Below are 17,896 nucleotides of genomic sequence, written 5' to 3'. Positions count from 1 at the left end.
CAGCAAGAACACCGAAGCCGCCACCGCCTTCGTCACCTGGCTCAGCACCCCCGAAGCCCAGAAGATCCTCCAGGACGCCGGCTTCCAGAAGCCGTGACCCCGCCAGCACGCGGGGCCGTCCGTCCCGGGGGAACGGACGGCCCCTCCGCCCCACTCCCCCGCCCTCGGGATCTTCGATGAAACGAGCAGGCCTCCGCGCCTCCGGTGCCCGGCCGCCCCTGCTGCTCGCGCTGCCCGCGCTGGCGGCCGTGGTCTTCCTCTCCCTCCCCCTCCTCGGCATCCTGGTGCGGACCGAGTGGAGCGAGCTCGCCGGCCACCTCACCTCGCCCGGCACCGTCGAGGCGCTGAAGCTGTCGCTCCTGGTGTCCTTCTGGGCCCTCGGCCTCTCCCTGCTGCTCGGCGTGCCGCTCGCCTGGCTACTGGCCCGGGTCCCCTTCCGGGGCAAGGCGTTCGTCCGCTCGCTGGTCCTGCTCCCGATGGTGCTCCCGCCGACCGTCGGCGGCGTCGCCCTGCTGCTCGCCTTCGGGCGGCGCGGCCTCCTCGGGCCCTGGCTGGAGTCCACCTTCGGCATCACGCTGCCGTTCCACACCTCCGGCGCCGTGCTCGCGGCCACCTTCGTCGCCATGCCGTTCCTGGTCATCAGCCTGGAGGGCGCGCTGGGCGGGCTGCGGCCCCGGTACGAGGAGACCGCCGCCTCCCTCGGCGCCTCGCCGGTCCGGGTCTTCTTCACCGTCACGCTGCCGATGGTGGCGCCCGGCGTCATCGCGGGCGCGGCGCTCACCTGGGCCCGCGCGCTGGGCGAGTTCGGCGCGACGATCACCTTCGCGGGGAACCTGCCGGGCACCACCCAGACCCTCCCGCTCCAGGTCTATCTGCTGCTCCAGGACGAGCCGGAGGCGGCCACCTCGGTCTCGCTGCTGCTCCTGGCCATCGCCATGACGGTGCTCATCGCGCTCCGGGGCCGCTGGACCGGCACGCCCGCCGACCGGGCCCGCACCCCGGCGCCCGCACCCGACTCCCCGGACGCCCCGGACACCGCGCCCGCCGGGACCCCGGCCGACGGGAGCGTGTCGGCCCCGGCGCCCGACGCGCGCTGGGCGCTGCGCGCGGACGTCACCGGCTTCACCCGGCTGACCCTGGACGCCGAACCCGGCACGACCATCGCCGTGGTGGGCCCGAACGGCGCCGGGAAGACCACCCTGCTGCGGGCCCTGCTCGGGCTCACCCCCCGCGCCCACGCCGAGCTCTCCCTCGGCGGCACCGACGTCACCGCGCTGCCCCCGCACCGGCGGCGGGTCGCCTGGGTGCCACAGGACGGCGCTCTGTTCCCGCACCTGACGGCACTCGCCAACACCGCCTACGGGCTGCGCGCCCAGGGCGTCGGCCGCGCCGAGGCCCGCCGCGAGGCGCGGCTCTGGCTCGACCGCCTCGGCGTCGGGCATCTGGCGCACCGGCGCCCCGGGCAGCTCTCCGGCGGGCAGGCCCAGCGGGTCGCGCTGGCCCGCGCGCTGGCCGCCCGGCCCCGGCTGCTGGTGCTCGACGAGCCGCTGGCCGCGCTCGACCAGACGACCCGGGCGCACGTCCGGCACACCCTGCGCGGGCACCTCGCGGGCTTCGGCGGCGTCTGTCTGATCGTCACCCACGATCCCGTGGAGGCCGTGTCGCTGGCCGACCGGGTGCTGGTGCTGGAGGACGGCCGGGCGCTCCAGGACGCGGCCCCGGCCGAGGTGACCCGGCATCCCCGCTCCCCCTGGGTGGCCCGGATGCTCGGCCGCAACGCCTGGCCCGGCACCGCCTCCCCCGAGGGGCTCGCGCTCGACGGCGGTGGCGTCCTGGTCGCCGCCGAGCCGCCGCCCGCCGGGACCCGGGCGCTGGCGATCGTCGCGCCCGAGGCGGTGTCGCTGCACCGCGAGAAGCCGGCCGGGAGTCCCCGTAACGTCTGGCCCGGGACCGTACGCGAGATCACGGCGAGCGGGAGCCGGCTGCGGGTGCTGGTGACGTCCGCGCGGACGCCGGACCTGGTCGCGGAGATCACCCCGCAGGCCGCCGCCGAACTCGGGCTCGCGGACGGGGTGTCCGTGTGGGCGGGCGTGAAGGCGACCGAGGTGACCCTCGTCGCGCTGTGACCGGCGCCCCCCGCCGGCGTCCGCCAGGGGGGGGCACGCCGCCTGCCCCGAGGGGGTCAGACGGAGGCGAGCGAGATCTCGGTCGACTTGATGAGCGCGACGACGGAGGTCCCGGCGCTCAGGCCGAGCTCCTCCACGGCCTCCTTGGTGATGGCCGCGGTGAGCTCCCCGCCCTGGACCGAGACCTTGACGGAGCCCATGGCGCCGCCGGTGGCCACCTCGGTCACGGAGCCGGGGAGCTGGTTGCGGATCGAGATGCCCTCGACCGGGCCGGTGGCGAGGACGACCTCGGTCGACTTCACCAGGGCCTTGACCTCGGAGCCGGCGGCCAGGCCGAGGTCCTTGACCGCCTCGGTGGTGATGGCGGCGGTGATGTCCTGGCCGCCGGCGAGGGTCACCTTCACCGAGGCCATGGCCTCGCCCGCGGTGACGGAGGTGACGGTGCCGGGGAGCTGGTTACGGATGGACAGGGTCATGGTGAACGCGCCTCACTTGGTCGGGAAGGAGCAGTCGTCACTTCTGTGACCTGCGGTTCTTCCGAAGCTACCGGAGGGCGGACGGCCCTCCGCGCGACGCGTCGCAGGCACCAGGCGAAACGGGGCCGATTGCTGTGAAATGCCGCGCGGGGGTCCCGCGCCCCGGGGTCAGGACCAGGGCGCGGGGGCCGGGGGTGCGACGACCGGCGGGCGGTCGTCGCAGGTGATCGTGTTCGGCAGGAGCCAGGGGGCGAGCCAGCCGCCGTCGTTGCCGCCGAGGTCGGTGAGGGAGAACTCGGAGCCGGTGGCGGGGAAGTGGAAGGAGCCGCAGTTGTTGACGCCGACGGCTCCGACATTGCGGGCGTCGACGTTCTCGAAGGTGGCGGAGCCCTGGGTGCGGGCGCTGAGCACGGAGTTGCCGGCGCCGTCGACGCGGATGTCCTTGAAGTGGACGGCCGGGATGCCGTAGCGGTCCTTGACGCCGTACTCGCTGACCAGCATGACCGCGTTGTGGGTGGAGTCGAGGTAGTGGTCGCCGGTGACGCGGACGTCGGCGTCGATGGAGCCGTCGAGGGCGTAGAGCCAGAGCGCCCCGAGGCCGATGCGCCAGTTGAGGTCGAGTCCGCCGGCGCGGACGGTGGTGTTGCCGGTGAAGCGGAGCGCACCGGTGAAGGGGACGGCGCCGAAGCGGGCGCCCGCGTGCAGTGCGCTGCCCTCGCGGACGGGGTCGGCGACGAGGTTGCCCGCGACGGTGGTGTCGGTGCCGCCGTAGACGGCGATGCCGTTGGCGAGGGTGGGCGACTGGACGGTGTTGCGGGCGATCGTGTTGCGGGCGTCGGCGGTCTTCTCGGACCAGAGGGCGATGCCGTCGTCGCCGGTGTTGCGGACGAAGTTGTTCCGGACGAGCGAGTCGGTGACGCCGGTGTGGAGGTTCAGGGCGTCGGCGATCTGGTCGGCGATGACGTTGTCGGTGATCCGGACCCGGCTCATGGGGCCGTCGAGCCAGATGCCGACCTTGGTGTGGTGCAGGTGGAGGCCGGAGATCGTGGAGTCGCTGAACGCGCCGCCGATGGCGTTGACCTGGTCGGTGTCGATCCGTTCGCGGACGTCGCCCTCGATGGCGAAGCCGGACAGGCGCACGTTCCGGCTGCCTCCCTCGGCGGCGCTCCTGCCGTACAGGCCGACGCCGGTGTGCGTGGAGCCGTCGGGCGCGGGAGCGGGGAGGGCGACCTCGCGGCCCTTGAGGACGGTGTGCCAGTTGCCCGCGCCGACGAGGGCGACGTCGTCGACGACGATGTGCCGGTCGACGCGGAAGGTGCCCGGCGGCAGGTAGACGGGCCGGCCGGCACGGCGGGCCGCGGCGATGGCGCGTTCGATGGCGGGGGCCGCGTCGCGGCGGCCGGTGGGGTCGGCGCCGAAGGCGCGGATGTCGAGCCCGCCACGCTCCACGTGCGGCGGGGCGACCCGTTCGGTGTCGAGGAGGTCGATCACGGTCCAGGCGGCGGTGCTGCCGGCGGGGACGGTGAGGCGGACGCGTTCGCCCGCCCGGTGGGTGGTGCGGAGGAGGAGGCGCTGTTCGTCGTAGAAGTGGGTGGGGCGGAAGGGCTTGGCGATGACGGGGGCGGGGGTGGTGGCGGCCGGGACGCAGGAGCATTCGGCGAGCCACCAGTCCGGGTGGAGCAGGTCGGCGCCGGGGTCGTTGGTGAACGGGTACTGGTTGTACAGCCAGGAGTACGCCGAGGTCAGCGTGAGGGTGTCCTGGTGGCGTCCGCCGACGGAGACGGCGAGCGGGGCGGTGGTCCCGCCGCCGCCGGGGGCGTCGGGGATGCTGTAGCGCACGGTGAGGGCGTTGGCGGCGCGGGGCAGGGTGAACTCCACGTACTGCCCCGGCGTGAGCCGTACCGCCTTCCGGCCGGAGGCCTCCGAGGGGAGGGTGTACGGGGTGCGGTCCGGGCCGATGACGGTGCCGTCGGTACGGGCGTTCTCGGCCTCCTGCTCGTCGAAGGCGACGGCCGCCCCGCGCCCGGCGGTGAGGGCGGGGTCGAGCCCGGCGCGGGTGACGGCGGGGGCCGGGCCCGGGGGCGCTCCGGGCGGGGTGGCGGCGGCCGTGCCGGTCAGCGCGGTGAGGGTGGTGCCGAGGGCGAGGAGGGCGGCGGCGAGCGCCTGCGCCCTCCCGTGCGGGCGGGCCATGGGGCCTCGTTTCTCTCGGTCGGGCGCGGGCGGGGACGCGGGCGGGGGTCAGGCGGTGCGGAGCCAGGCCGCGGTGTCGGGCGGCAGCGTCCCGTCGGGGCCGAGCGGGCCGCTGGCGAGGAGGAGTCCGGCCGGCGCGGGCAGCGGCACGGGCGTGTCGGAGAGGTTGACGAGGCAGCTCAGGCCGTGGTCGCGGGTGAAGGCGAGGACGCCGTCGGGCGCGGGGAGCCAGTGGAGCGGGCCGTCGCCGAAGCCGGGGACGGTGCGGCGCAGGGCGAGGGCCTCGCGGTAGAGGCTGAGCATGGAGCCGGGGTCGGCGCTCTGCCGGTCGACGGCGTAGCGGGCCCAGTCGGCGGGCTGGGGCAGCCAGGTGCCGCCGGTGCCGGAGCCGAAGCCGTACGCGGGGGCCTCGGCCTCCCAGGGGAGGGGGACCCGGCAGCCGTCGCGGCCGGGGTCGGTGCCGCCGGAGCGGAAGTGCATGGGGTCCTGGATGCGGTCGCGGGGGATGTCGGCCTCGGGCAGCCCGAGTTCCTCGCCCTGGTAGAGGTAGACGGAGCCGGGCAGGGCGAGGGTGAGGAGGGCGGCGGCGCGGGCGCGGCGGGTGCCGAGCTCCAGGTCGGTGGGGGTGCCGAAGCGTTTGGCGGCGAAGTCGAAGGCGGTGTCGGCGCGTCCGTAGCGGGTGGCGGTGCGGGTGACGTCGTGGTTGCAGAGGACCCAGGTGGCGGGGGCGTGGACGGGGGCGTGTTCGGCGAGGGTGTCGTCGATGGTGCGGCGGAGCCGGCCGGGTTCCCAGGGGCAGGCGAGGAAGTTGAAGTTGAAGGCGGTGTGGAGTTCGTCGGGGCGCAGATAGCGGGCGAAGCGTTCCGCGTCGGGCAGCCAGACCTCGCCGACGAAGACGCCGCCGTAGGTGTCGGCGACGGCCCGCCAGGAACGGTAGACGTCGTGGATCTCGTCCTGGTCGATGTACGGGTGGGGGTCCACGCCCTCGACGAAGTCGCGGAGCTCGGGGTCCTTGGTGAGCAGGGCGGCGGAGTCGATGCGGACGCCGGCGACGCCTCGGTCGAACCAGAAGCGCAGGACGTCCTCGTGTTCGCGGCGGACGTCGGGGTGGGCCCAGTTGAGGTCGGGCTGTTCGGGGGTGAAGAGGTGGAGGTACCACTCCCCGTCGGGGACGCGGGTCCAGGTGTCGCCGGAGAACTGGGAGGGCCAGTCGTTGGGCGGGAGTTCGCCGTCGGCGCCGCGTCCGGGGCGGAAGTGGAAGCGGTCCCGCTCGGGGCTGCCGGGGCCGGCGGCGAGGGCGGCGGTGAACCAGGCGTGCCGGTCGGAGACGTGGTTGGGGACGATGTCGACGATGACGCGCAGGCCGAGGGCGGCGGCCTCGGCGATGAGCTTCTCGGCCTCGTCGAGGGTGCCGAAGGCGGGGTCGATGGCGCGGTAGTCGGCGACGTCGTAGCCGCCGTCGACCATCGGGGAGGCGTACCAGGGGGTGAACCAGACGGCGTCGACGCCGAGGGCGGCGAGGTGGGGCAGGCGCGCCCGGACGCCCGCGAGGTCGCCGGTGCCGTCGCCGTCGCCGTCGGCGAAGCTGCGCGGGTAGACCTGGTAGATGACGGCGTCGCGCCACCAGTCGGCGTCTCGGGTCGGGTTGGGGGCTGCCACGTGAGGGTCCTTTCGGGCAGGGACGGGTGCGGTGGTGGTGCGGGGAGGGCGCGCGGCGCGGGGTGGCGCGGGCCGGTCAGCCCTTGAGGCCGCCGGCGGTGAGGCCGCCCATGATGTTCCGCTGGAAGATCAGGAAGACGATGAGGGTGGGCAGCGAGGCGATGGTGAGGGCGGCGATGAGCACGTTCACCGGGACGCCGTTGGAGAGCGAGTAGATGCCCACGTTGAGGGTCTGCTTGGCGGGGTCGGGCAGGGTGAGCAGCGGCCAGAGGAAGTCCTTCCAGACGCCGACGACCGCGAAGATCGAGACGACGCCGAGGATCGGCCGGGAGATGGGCAGGACGATCGACCAGAGGATCCGCAGGGGGCCGGCGCCGTCGATGGCGGCGGCGTGCAGGAGCTCGCCGGGGATGGAGTCGAAGAACCGCTTCAGCAGGAAGATGTTGAAGGCGTTCGCGACGGAGGGCAGCCAGATCGCCCAGGGGCTGTTGAGCAGGTTGCGCTGGACGAGCGGCACGTCGAGCACGGTGAGGTACTGGGGCACGATGAGGACGGTCGCCGGGATCATCAGGGTGGCGAGCATCATGCCGAGGACGGCCTTGCCGAGCACGGGGCGGAGCTTGGAGAGGGAGTAGGCGGCGGCGACGTCCAGGACGAGCTGGAAGGCGAGGGCGCCGAAGGCGTAGAAGAGGGTGTTGAGCAGGAGGGTGGCGAGGTCCATGACCTCCCAGGCCCGGGTGTAGTTGCCGGGGGTGAAGCTGCCGGGGATCAGGGTGGGCGGGGTGGCGACGACCTCCTGGGCGTCCTTGAGCCCGCTGGAGGCCAGCCAGTAGAGCGGGCCGAGGAAGGCGAGGGTGAAGAGGACGAGGACGAGGCCGAGGACGATCCGGTAGAGGGCCTTGCCGCGGGGCCGGGCGAGCCGGGCGGGTGCGATGAGCGTGCGTGTGGACATGGGTGTCTCCCCCCGGGTGCTACGCGTCCTCGGCGCGACTGAGCCGGGCGTACGCCGCCGAGAATCCGGCGAGGAGTACGAGCAGCATGAGGCCGAGCGCGGCGGCGGCGCCGTAGTCGTTGAAGCTGAAGGCGTACTGGTAGATGAGGTACACGACGGTGGTGGTGGATCCCTGGGGTCCGGCGCCGCCGGTGAGCAGGAACGGTTCGACGAAGACCTGCATGGTGGCGATGACCTGCATGAGGAGCATCAGCGAGAGCACGAGGCGGGTCTGCGGGATGGTGACGTGCCAGATCTTGCGGAACAGTCCCGCGCCGTCGAGTTCGGCGGCCTCGTAGAGCTCGCCGGGGATGGACTGGAGGGCGGCGAGGTAGATGAGGGTGGCGCCGCCCATGTTCATCCAGGTGGCGGCGAGGACCACGGAGAGCATGGAGAGGTCGGGGTCCTGGAGCCACTGCTGGGCGGGGAGTCCGAGGAGGCCGAGGAGTTCGTTGAGGAGTCCGTAGCCGGGGTCGTAGAGGTATTTGAAGAGGAGGACCGCGGCGACCGGGGGGAGCATGACCGGCAGGTAGACGAGGAGCCGGAGGTAGCCCTGGGCGTGCCGGAACTCGTTGATGACGAGGGCGGCGACGAAGGGGACGGCGAAGCCGAGGACGAGGGCGAGGGCGGTGAAGAGGAGGGTGTTGCCCCAGGCCTGCCAGAAGGCGGGGTCGTCGGCGACGGTGCGGAAGTTGTCGAGGCCGGTCCAGGTGGTCCGGCCGTTCTCGGTCCGCTGGAAGGCGAGGAGGACCTCGCGGACCATGGGGTACCAGGAGAAGAGGGCGAAGCAGAGGACGGCGCCGATGAGGAAGCCGTGGGCGGTCAGGTTGCGCCGCAGGGTGGTGCGGAGGGCCGGCATCGTCGCTCCTTGGTGCTGGTGCCGCTGCTGAGGGTGTGACGGGCGGGGCGGACCTGGTGGGGTCCGCCGCCGCCCGGTCGGCTCACTGGTGGGACAGGACCTGGTTGACCTGTGTCTCGGCGGTGGCGAGGAGCTTGTCGACGTCGGCGTCCTTGTCGGTGAGGAGCGCGGACATCACGTTGTCGAGGACCTTGTAGACCTCCTGGGCCTTCGGCGGCTCGGCCTTGCCGGCGACCGGGTTGTCCATGAAGGCCTTGAAGTTGGCGACGGGCATGGTGGCGTTCCGCACGCGGCCCGCGTCGTCCTTGGCCTTGGCGTCGTTCAGCCAGAAGTTGGGCTGCGGGACGCCGACCGGGAGGCCGTCGGCCTTGGCGCGGGCCCAGTCGAACTGGCCCTTGCCGACGGTGAGGTTCTTGAAGTTGAGCCAGGCGACGGCGGCCTTGATCTTGTCGCCGGAGATGCCCTTCTTGATCATGTAGTTGTTGCCGCCGGCGAGGGTGTTCTTGCCGCCGGGTATCGGGCCCATGCCGAAGTTCTCGTACCTCGCGCCGAGCTGCTGGACCATGTACGCGATGTCGTCGGGGGCGGCGAGGAACATGCCGAGCTTGTCGGTGGCGATCTGCTTCTGGAGGTCGCCCCACTTGAGCAGCTGGGTCTTGCCCATGCTGTCGTCCTGCCAGCGCATGGCGTGGAGGTTCTTCGCGACCTGCTTGCCGAGGTCGTTGTTGAAGGCGGCCTTCTTGCCGCTCGCGTCGACGACGTCGCCGCCGAGGCTGTACATCTGCGCGGTGAAGTGCCAGCCGCCAGTGTTGCCGGCGCTGTACTCGCCGAAGCCCGCGACGCCGCCGCCGAGTCCGGCGATCTTCTTGGCGGCGGTGCGGACCTCCTCCCAGGTGCGCGGCGGGCTGTCGGGGTCGAGGCCGGCGTCCTTGAAGAGCTTGCGGTTGATCAGCAGGCCCATCGTGTAGTTGCTGGTGGGCAGGCCGTAGAGCTTGCCGTCCTGCTTGAGGGAGCCGAGGACGTTGGGGTCGATGTCCGCCAGCGCCGGGACGGTCTTGTCGTTGACGTAGGCGCTGATGTCGGCGGCGCCGTCCTCGGAGAGGACCTGGGGCAGGTCGGTGAAGTAGGTGTAGAAGACGTCGGGCTGCGACTTGGCCTTGAGCATCGCGGTGAAGCGCGGGGGTTCGAGGCACTGGCCGGCGGTGGAGCGGCCCTCGACGGTGACGTTCGGGTAGGTCTTGTTGAAGGCGGCGACGTCCTCCTTCCACTCCTTGAGCTCGGCGGCCTTGGCGGCGGGCGGCATGCAGTCGATGGTCAGCGTGACCTTGGTCTTGGGGTCGAGCGGCGCCGAGGGGTCGGAGGACCCCGCGCCGGCTCCGCCGTTGTCGTCGCCGCCGGCGCTGCTGCTCGTGCCGCAGGCGGCGAGGGCGGTCAGCGCGAGCGCGGAGACGAGGGCGACGGCGGCGGGTCTGCGGGTACGGCGGAGCCTGGCACTTCTCATGGGTGGGTCCCCTTCGGGCGATGCGCGGGTGGGTGAGCGGGGTGGGCCACACTCAACCACCCGCGACAGATGAACGCAAGATATCGCGCTGATTTCGCAAATCTGCGACAGGGCGAGGGAATTACGGGTTGACGTTGATCCTGAACGTGCTGGTGGTGTTGCGGACGTCGACGGCGTTGCCGCTCAGCCGCAGCCCGTTGAAGGTCACCTCGCCCACCGCCGGGCCCTGGCCCGCCTCCGGCAGCTCATTGGCCCACAGGCCGAAGCCGGACTTGGCGTCGAAGGCGTCACCGCTCCTGCGCGCCCCCGTGATGGAGATGTCGCTGAAGACGGTGTCCTTGATGGGGAACTGCGGCTGGCCGCCCACGTAGTTCGTCTGGAACATCACCCCGCTGTAGGTGGGGTCGACGATGTCCACGTGGTTGACCCGGATGCCCTGGAAGACCTTCGAGGCGGAGAAGACCCAGATGCCGGGGAAGGTCTGCGCGCCCCAGAAGTGCCCGCCGGCACGGACGATCGAGATGTTCTCGAAGGTCGTCGGACCGGTTCCGAATCCGTTCATCGGATAGCCGAAGTCCAGCGAGGAGATGGTGATGCCGGAGTAGACCAGGGTGTCGGCGATGTGGATGTTGCGGAAGGTGTTGTCGTAGCCGCCGTAGACGGCCACACCCGCCGCCCGCCAGGTGAGGGTGCTGGTCAGGTTCTCGTAGACGTTGTTCTTCATGTCCGCGCCGCCCGCGTCGACCGCCGAGAAGAGCGCGAAGCTGTCGTCGCCGGTGGCCCGGGCGTCGTTGTTGGTCACCAGGTTGTCCGTCGAGCCGTTGGTCATGTTGACCCCGTCGGCGAACAGGTTCCGGATCCGCGCGTTCTTGATCGTGATCCGGTCGGTGTTGGCGCCCCAGTAGAGGCAGACGAAGTGCTCGTTCCAGACGTCGTCGATGACGATGTCCGACACGTTGGCGAAGTCGAAGACCTTGCCGGGGCCGTCGATCCGCGAGGTGTAGTTGCCGAAGTAGGCGAAGCCCTTGAAGAGCGAGCCCTTCGCCGCCGCCTCGGCCCGGAAGCCGACGTCCGTGTTGTCCTGCGTCGAGGGGGCGTGGAACCTCGTGAACCAGGGCCCGGCGCCGACCACCTTCACGGCCTTGCCGTACACCTGGAACTTGCTGGACGTCTGGTAGTCGCCGGCCGGCAGGTAGACGCCCACCAGGGTGCCCGTGGTGTCCATCCGGACCCGGTCCAGCGCGTTCTGCACGTCCTGGTGCCCGAAGCCCGCCGGGACCGCGTACGCGGCCGGGTCGGGGTTCGGCACCGGCGCGACCTGCTCCAGGTTGACGAAGTCGATCGCGTACGTGGTGGTGTTCGCCGCGTCCTTCTGGAGCCGGATCCGGCTGCCGGCCGGGATGGTCTCCCCGAACATCAGCTGGGCCTCGTCGTAGATGTGCCGCGGACCGCCCGCCCCCGGGGAGTTGCCGGGCGCGGTCTCGGAACCGTACAGCCAGGCGTACTTCGAGGTCAGCGGCATGGCCTTCTTGAGGACCCCGTCGACGTAGACGTCGAGCGTCGCGTCGATCCCCCCGCCGCCCGGGGCGTCGGGGATGGAGAAGCGGGTGACCAGGGTGTTGGTGGCGGCGCGGGTGGTGAACTCGACGTACTCCCCCGTCGCGTCCAGGTTGACCGCCTTGCGGCCGGAGGCCTCGCCCGCGATGTCGCCGACCGTGCGGTTGGGCCCGACGACGCTCGCGCCGCCGCCCGCGACGCCGTCCTCCGCCTCGTACATCGCGTACGGCATGTGGGCGCCGCGCCCGACGAAGAGCGGCTGGCTCGCGGTGTTGTTCCCCCGCTTCACCGGGAGCTCGTTGGCGTCGTCGGCGAGGACGGTGCGCACGGTGTACGAGCCGTCGGCGGCGGTCCAGGGGCCGAGCGCCACCTCGGTCCGCGCCCCCGGGGCCAGCGCGCCCGAGTAGGAGCCGGTGAGGGTCTTGACCGTGCCGCCCTGGGCGTTCAGCAGCGTCAGCGTCACCGGGTGGGAGCCGGTGGCGGTGGCGACGGTGCCCTGGTTGTGGACCACGGCCTTGAACGTGACCGCGTCGCCCGCCGAGGGGCTGGACGGCGTGGTGCCCACCGAGGCGACCACCGGGTCCGAGCTGTCCACCGGCCGCACCACGAGCGCGGTCGGGCTGGTGTACGTGTTGTTGGTCTCGTTCTGCTCGACGACCGCGTCGGCCTCGTCGGCGACGGCGCTCAGCTCGTACGAACCGGCGTCGCGCGCCCCGATCGAGGCGGTCACCGTGGTCTGCGCCCCCGCGGCGAGCGCGCCGACGGCGGCCGAGGCGACCTTGCCGCCGCCGAGCCGTACGGCCAGGCTGCTGGCCCCGGCGGCGGCCGTGCCGTCGTTGCGGACCGTCGCGGTGACCGTGACCTGGTCCGACTCGACGGGCGCGGCGGGCGAGACGGTGAGCCCGGTGACCCGCAGGTCCGGGTTGGGCGCCGGGACGCCGATCACCTGGAGCTCGGCCAGCTGGCCGGCCGGGGCGCCGGTGTTGGCGGTGAAGCGGAGCTGCACGTCGGCGGTCCGGGCGGTGAGCGGGATCGTCACCTGGTTGCCGCCGCCGGGGTCGAAGGCGTAGCTCTTCGCGGCGACGAGCCCGGTGTAGCCGGTGGCGTCCTGGGCGCGGCCGAGGACCTCGACGGTCTGGGAGCGGGCGCCCCAGGAGGAGTCGGGGTTGAGGCGCAGCACGAGCCGGTCGAGGTCGGCGTTGGCGCCGAGTCTGACGGTGAGGGTGTTCGGATAGCTGCCGCCGGCGCCCTCCCAGTAGGTCGCCGGGTCGTTGTCGTTGGCGTTGGCGGCGACGAAGGTGAAGACGCTGGAGGAGGCGCTGATCGCCTTGCCCACGGCCAGGTTGGAGCCGCTGCCGCCGGTGCCGTTGCGGGTCACGCCGTTGCCGGCGGCGGACTGGTTCCCGGCGGCGTCCTTGGCGCGGACCGTGTAGGTGACGGTGGCGGAGGCGGGCTGGGTGTCGGTGTAGGTGGTGACGTTCCCGGCGACGGAGGCGCGCAGGACGTTGTTCGCGTAGACGTCGTAGCCGGTGACGCCGGTGTTGTCGGTGGAGGCGGTCCAGGTCAGGCGGATCTGGCCGGAGGCGGGCTCGGTGTAGGCGAGGTTCGCCGGGACGGTCGGCGCCTGGGTGTCGCCGGAGTCGCCGACGCGGGTGACGGTGTTGGAGTCGCCGGACTGGTTGCCGGCCGCGTCCCGGGCCCTGACCCGGTAGGAGACCGTCTGGTTGCCCGGGCGGGTGTCGGTGAAGGTGGTGACGTTCCCCGCGAGGCTGGTGAGCAGGGTGCCGTTGGCGTAGACGTCGTAGCCGGTGACGGCGGTGTCGTCGGTGGCCGCGGTCCAGGTCAGACGGATCTGGCCGGAGGCGGGCTCGGTGTAGGCGAGGTTCGCCGGGGCGGTCGGCGCCTGGGTGTCGCCGCTCGTCGGCCCGTAGATCTCGAACTCGGAGAACTGGGCCGCGTTCTGGACGGTGTTGGCGGTGACGAGGACGCGGACGTAGCGGGTGGTGGTGGCGCCGAAGGTGATCGTGGCGCTGCGTCCGCCCGCCGCGTCGAAGGCGTACGCCTGGGCGGCGGTCAGGTCGGTGAAGGAGCTGCCGTCGGTGCTGCCCTGGATCTTGAGGGTCTGGCTGCGCGCCCCCCAGGTGTCGGGCAGCCTCAGCACGACCCGGTCGACGCGCAGGGCGGCGCCGAGGTCGGCCTGGAGCCACTGCGGGAAGGCCCCGCCGGCGCTCTCCCAGTAGGTGGCGCGGTTGCCGTCGTTGGCGTTGGCGGCGGCGTAGACCTGGGTGGTGCTGCTGGCGGTGAGGGTCTTTCCGGCGGCGAGGTTCGGGGAGCTGCCGTCGGCGCCGTGCACCTCCAGTTCGGAGAGCTGGGCGGCGGCCCAGCCGGTGTTGGCGGTGATGTCCACCCGGACGAAGCGGGCCTGGGTGGCGGGGAAGGCGATGGTGACGGTGTTCCCGGCGCCGGGGGTGAAGGCGTAGCTGGCGGAGGACTTCAGGGTGGTGAAGGAGGTGCCGTCGGCGCTGCCCTGCACGGAGAGCGTCTGGTTGCGGCTCTCCCAGCCCGAGGGCAGCTTGAGCACCACCTCGTCGACGCGGGTGGCGGTGCCGAGGTCGGTCTGCACCCACTGCGGCAGGGCGGAGCCGGAGCTCTGCCAGTAGGTGCCCTGGTCGCCGTCGGTGATGTTCGCGGTGCCGTAGCCGGCGAGCGCGCTGCTCGCCGCGGTGGGGTCGCCCAGGGCGAGGTTGGGGCCGCCGGCGGCTTGGGCGGTCAGCGCGGGACCGCCGAGTGCCAGCAGGCTCGTGACGATCGCGGCGCTCAGGCCCCGTGATCTCCAGTTGCGGATGCTCATCGCTCCTCTGTTCTCACTCGTGGAGGGCGTCCAGAAATCGCGCTGGAATGTCGGTTCCTTGCGCGGGACGCTCAGAGAGTTGCAGAGGATCGTGGCACCGTCTACCGCTTGGGCAGGGCGAGTTCGGCCGGTGTCTTCCCTGGTCAGGGGCGTGCCGGAACGGCGGACCGCCGAGGGCGGACCGCCGTTCCGAGGGACCTGGTCAGCCCCGGTTCACGACGAACTGCGAGCCGGGTTCGACGAGTACGTCGCCCTCGGCCGTGTGCGCGAAGGTCACCCCGGTGAGGGTGGCGCTGCCCCTGGCCCCGCTCATGGCGAGCAGCCCGGAGCCGTTGACGGTGCCGTCGACGCGGACGTTGCTGATCCGGACGCCGGGCATGACTCCGCCGCCGGTCTTGAACTGGATGCCGTCATAGGTCGAGTCGAGGATGTCGGTGTCCCTGATGGTGACGCCGGGGATGTCCTGCCCCTGCGCGAAGAGGGTGATGGCGCCGAACTCCTGGTCCTCGTTCCAGAAGGCGCCGCCGGTGCGGTACAGGGCGTTGTCGGCGATCAGGGTCTGCCCCGTGAAGGGCAGCGGGTCGTGGTCGGTGGCCAGCATGATCCCCGGGTAGTTCATGGTGTCGGAGACCACGTTGCTCTCGATGGTGTTGCCGTAGCCGCCGTAGATCGCGATGCCGTTGGCCCGCCAGGGCAGCTGGATCGTGTTGTTGCGGAAGTGGTTGTCGTGGCCGATGTCCACCGAGGTGTCCTTGACGTACTTGCTGGACCAGACGGCCAGGGCGTCGTCACCGGTGTTGCGGAAGGAGGAGTCGGAGACGGTCGAGTTGCGGGTGCCGTTGGCGAAGTTGATGCCGTCGGCGTACGTGTTGCGGATCCGCATGCCGGTGAACTCCAGGCCGTCGCCCGGCCCCCACAGCTCGGGGATGTTGGAGTAGTCGCGGCCGACCCAGACGCCGACGTTGGCGTGCTCGATCCAGACGTTGCTGATCTTCGTGCCCTTGCCGAAGCGCCCGTTCAGCCCGACCCCGCCCTCGGCGTTGCCGTCTCCGCCCCGGATGGTGCCCGAGCCGAAGATGGCGATGTCGGAGATCCGGGTGTTGGCGTCGATGTCGAAGCCGAAGTTGCCCTCGTGCGGGTGGTTGATGCCGCCCGCGTTCTGCGGCGGGGTCAGCGTGTAGAGCTGGGAGTGCCACATGCCCGCGCCCCGGATGGTGACGTCCCGGATGCCGACCTGGTTGTACTGCCCCCGGTTCAGCGGGTCGTCGGTCAGGATCTTCTGTTCCTGGCGCCACTGTCCGGCCGGGATCCAGACGCAGCCGATCTCGCCCTTCTGGTCGGCGGTCACGGCCCGCTGGAGCGCGTCGGTGTCGTCGATGCCGTCGTTGGGCACCGCCCCGTACTCGGTGATGGAGACGCAGCCCGCCGGCTGGGGCGTCGGCGGGGCCACCTGCTCCAGGTCGACGAGGTCGAGGACGTAGTAGGCGGCCCGGTCGTCGCTGTCGCGCTGGAGCCGGAAGCGGGTGCCCGGCGGGTAGGACTGCGCGAGCAGCGTGTGCGACTCGTCGAAGAGCCGGCGGGCGTCGCCGCCGGGGCGGTTGGTCAGGCCCTCGGGGTCGTCGGTGGTGCCGTAGAGCCAGCTGTGCTTCGAGGAGAGCGTCAGCTTCCGCAGGAAGACGTCGTTCACGTAGAGGCTGAGCGTGGCCTCCTGGCCGCCTCCGGCGGCGGCGTCGGGGATGGAGTTGCGGACGGTGAGGGCGTTGGCCTGGTTGACCGAGGTGAACTCGACGTACTGTCCGCCGCTGTCGAGCCGGACGGAGCTGCGGCCCGAGGACTCGGTGGCGAAGTTGGTGTGCCCGAAGGTGCGCAGCCGGTCGGCGGTGAGCAGGGTGCCCTGGTAGCGGGCGTTCTCCGCCTCGTACTCGGTGTACGGGACGGCGGCGCCGCGGCCGACCACCATGGAGCGGCTGAAGACGTTGTTGGTCTCGTCGGTCTCGGCGAGGGTGCCGGTCGCGTCGGCCGTCGCGGTCAGGGTGACGGCGCCCGCGGCGGCGGTCCAGGTGCCCGGGACGGCGACGGTGACGGTCTGGCCCGCGCCGACGGCGCCGGTCGTGCCGTTGAGGGTGGTGGTCCCGGCGGTGAGCCGGGTGACCGTGCCCGCCGGGACGGCGGCGGTGCCCCGGTTGAGCACGGCGACGGTGAAGGAGACCGGGGCGCCGACGGCGGGGGCCGAGGGGTTGGCGGTGATCCCGGTGATCATCAGGTCCGGGCCGGGGCTCTGGCCGACGGTCAGCTTGGCGGCGGCGGTGCGGCTGTTGTTGGAGTCGTCCAGCTCCGGGACCGCGTTCGCCGGGTCGGCGGCGGCGGAGACGGTGTACGCCCCGACCGGGCGGCGTCCGACGGGGACGTCGACCGTGGCGGAGGCCCCGGCGGGGAGGGCGGCGACCTGGCCGGTGCCCGCGACCGCGCCCTCGACGCTGACGGCGACGGCGGACGCGGCGGCGGCCGCCGTGCCGGCGTTGCGGACGGTGGCCCGCACGGTGACGGGATCGGTCTCGGTGGGCGCGGCCGGGGTCCAGGTGAGGTCGGTGACGACGAGGTCGGGGGCGGGGGCGGCGGTGCCGAGGACCTGGAGTTCGGCGACCTGGGCGCCGGGGGCGCCGGTGTTGGTGTGGAAGGTGAGCCGGACGTCGGCGAAGCGGCCGCTGACCGGGACGGTCACGGTGTTCTGCCCGGCGGAGGGACTGAAGGCGTAGTCGGCGCGGGCCTTGAGGGTGGTGAAGGCGGTGGCCCCGGCGGGCCGCCCCTGGACCTCGAAGGACTGGGTGCGCGGGCCCCAGGCCGGGTCGGGGTTCAGCTTGACGGCGACGCCCGCGAGGTCGGCGTCCGCGCCCAGCTTCACGGTGAGGCTCGCGGGCAGGCCGGCCGACTCCCAGTAGCTGGCGGTGGAGTCGTCGACCGCGTTGGCCGCCTGGTAGTTCTGGGTGACCGAGGTCGCCTCGACCGGCTTGCCCCGGGCCAGGTTGGTGCCGCCGACGGGCGGGTCGACCGTTCCGGCCTCGCCGTAGACCTCCACGGCGGAGAGCTGGGCGGCGTTCCAGCCGGTGTTGGCGCCGATCTGGACGCGCAGGTGGCGGACCTGGGTGCCGGTCAGGGTGACGGTGACGGCGTTGGCGGCGGCCGGGTCGAAGCGGCGGGCCTGGGCCGGGGCCAGGGTGGTGAAGGCGCTGCCGTCGGTGGAGCCGAGGACGGCGAGGTTCTGGTCGCGGGCCTCCCAGCCGGTGGGCAGCTTGAGGACGACGCGGTCGACGCGGACGGCGGCGCCGAGGTCGACCTGGGCCCACTGCGGGAAGGCGCCGGCCGGGCCCTCCCAGTAGCTGGCCTGGCTGCCGTCGGTGAGGTTGGCCGCCGGGTAGCCGCCGAGGGCGCCGGAGGCGGTGGCCGGCCTGCCGCGCGCGAGGTCGGTGTCGGCCGCCGTGGCGGCCGACGCGGGCGGCGGGAGCAGGCCGAGGGCGACGAGGGCCACGATCAGCAGCCCTCTGAGCAGCCCGGGCAGCCCGAGCGATCCGATCAGACGTCCGTACACAGTGACTCGCAATCTTTTGAGTAATACAGTCAATGTTTTGCGGATTCTGGGGCCACAGATTTCTACCGGATGACGACCGTGTCAACGGAACTGACAGGGA

Annotated in this window: 10 protein-coding genes; 2 read left to right on the top strand and 8 right to left on the bottom strand. The window is 72.4% G+C overall.

The features are described from left to right. Both ACZ6J5_RS28990 and ACZ6J5_RS28985 read left to right on the top strand, forming a co-directional pair. A partial coding sequence (locus ACZ6J5_RS28990; protein ID WP_469392175.1) for a substrate-binding domain-containing protein occupies positions 1-97 on the top strand: 97 nt, incomplete at its 5' end. A gap of 79 nt (positions 98-176) precedes the next feature. Further along, positions 177-2,126 (top strand): ABC transporter permease, encoded by a 1,950-nt coding sequence (locus ACZ6J5_RS28985; protein ID WP_469396374.1) that lies wholly within the window; start codon positions 177-179, stop codon positions 2,124-2,126. A 56-nt stretch (positions 2,127-2,182) separates the two neighbouring features. Here ACZ6J5_RS28985 and ACZ6J5_RS28980 read toward each other — a convergent pair whose 3' ends face one another. The 8 genes from ACZ6J5_RS28980 to ACZ6J5_RS28945 all read right to left on the bottom strand — a co-directional run bounded on the left by ACZ6J5_RS28980 (position 2,183) and on the right by ACZ6J5_RS28945 (position 17,766). Continuing rightward, on the bottom strand, positions 2,183-2,602 hold the full coding sequence (locus ACZ6J5_RS28980; RefSeq protein ID WP_469396372.1) for a TOBE domain-containing protein: 420 nt from the start codon (positions 2,600-2,602) through the stop codon (positions 2,183-2,185). A 168-nt stretch (positions 2,603-2,770) separates the two neighbouring features. Further along, positions 2,771-4,792, bottom strand: coding sequence for a glycosyl hydrolase family 28-related protein (locus ACZ6J5_RS28975; RefSeq protein WP_469396370.1), 2,022 nt, complete (start codon positions 4,790-4,792; stop codon positions 2,771-2,773). Positions 4,793-4,840: 48 nt separating this feature from the next. Further along, positions 4,841-6,451, bottom strand: coding sequence for a glycoside hydrolase family 13 protein (locus ACZ6J5_RS28970; RefSeq protein ID WP_469396369.1), 1,611 nt, complete (start codon positions 6,449-6,451; stop codon positions 4,841-4,843). A gap of 76 nt (positions 6,452-6,527) precedes the next feature. Next, a complete protein-coding gene (locus ACZ6J5_RS28965) occupies positions 6,528-7,403 on the bottom strand; it encodes a carbohydrate ABC transporter permease (protein ID WP_469396368.1) in 876 nt (291 codons plus the stop codon). 19 nt (positions 7,404-7,422) lie between these two features. Continuing rightward, complete coding sequence (locus tag ACZ6J5_RS28960; RefSeq protein ID WP_362478904.1) at positions 7,423-8,301, bottom strand: carbohydrate ABC transporter permease; 879 nt, start codon at positions 8,299-8,301, stop codon at positions 7,423-7,425. Positions 8,302-8,383: 82 nt separating this feature from the next. Next, the gene (locus ACZ6J5_RS28955) at positions 8,384-9,802 is read right to left on the bottom strand and encodes an extracellular solute-binding protein (RefSeq protein ID WP_469396366.1); all 1,419 of its coding nucleotides are present in this window, start codon (positions 9,800-9,802) and stop codon (positions 8,384-8,386) included. 121 nt (positions 9,803-9,923) lie between these two features. Then, positions 9,924-14,210, bottom strand: a complete 4,287-nt coding sequence (locus ACZ6J5_RS28950; RefSeq protein WP_469396365.1) for a discoidin domain-containing protein — start codon at positions 14,208-14,210, stop codon at positions 9,924-9,926. Between the two features lie 202 nt (positions 14,211-14,412). Beyond that, positions 14,413-17,766, bottom strand: a complete 3,354-nt coding sequence (locus ACZ6J5_RS28945) for a CARDB domain-containing protein (protein WP_469396381.1) — start codon at positions 17,764-17,766, stop codon at positions 14,413-14,415. Positions 17,767-17,896: the final 130 nt, after the last annotated feature.

Source organism: Streptomyces sp. NPDC042100 (assembly GCF_055582325.1).
This window is presented reverse-complemented; position numbering and strand designations above follow the sequence as displayed.

What these genes read in the sequence shown, in the direction of transcription:
- ACZ6J5_RS28950 (WP_469396365.1), bottom strand. Translation starts at nt 14,210, where the DNA reads ATGAGCATCCGCAACTGGAGATCACGGGGCCTGAGCGCCGCGATCGTC.
- ACZ6J5_RS28985 (WP_469396374.1), top strand. Translation starts at nt 177, where the DNA reads ATGAAACGAGCAGGCCTCCGCGCCTCCGGTGCCCGGCCGCCCCTGCTG.
- ACZ6J5_RS28980 (WP_469396372.1), bottom strand. Translation starts at nt 2,602, where the DNA reads ATGACCCTGTCCATCCGTAACCAGCTCCCCGGCACCGTCACCTCCGTC.
- ACZ6J5_RS28965 (WP_469396368.1), bottom strand. Translation starts at nt 7,403, where the DNA reads ATGTCCACACGCACGCTCATCGCACCCGCCCGGCTCGCCCGGCCCCGC.
- ACZ6J5_RS28975 (WP_469396370.1), bottom strand. Translation starts at nt 4,792, where the DNA reads ATGGCCCGCCCGCACGGGAGGGCGCAGGCGCTCGCCGCCGCCCTCCTC.
- ACZ6J5_RS28955 (WP_469396366.1), bottom strand. Translation starts at nt 9,802, where the DNA reads ATGAGAAGTGCCAGGCTCCGCCGTACCCGCAGACCCGCCGCCGTCGCC.
- ACZ6J5_RS28960 (WP_362478904.1), bottom strand. Translation starts at nt 8,301, where the DNA reads ATGCCGGCCCTCCGCACCACCCTGCGGCGCAACCTGACCGCCCACGGC.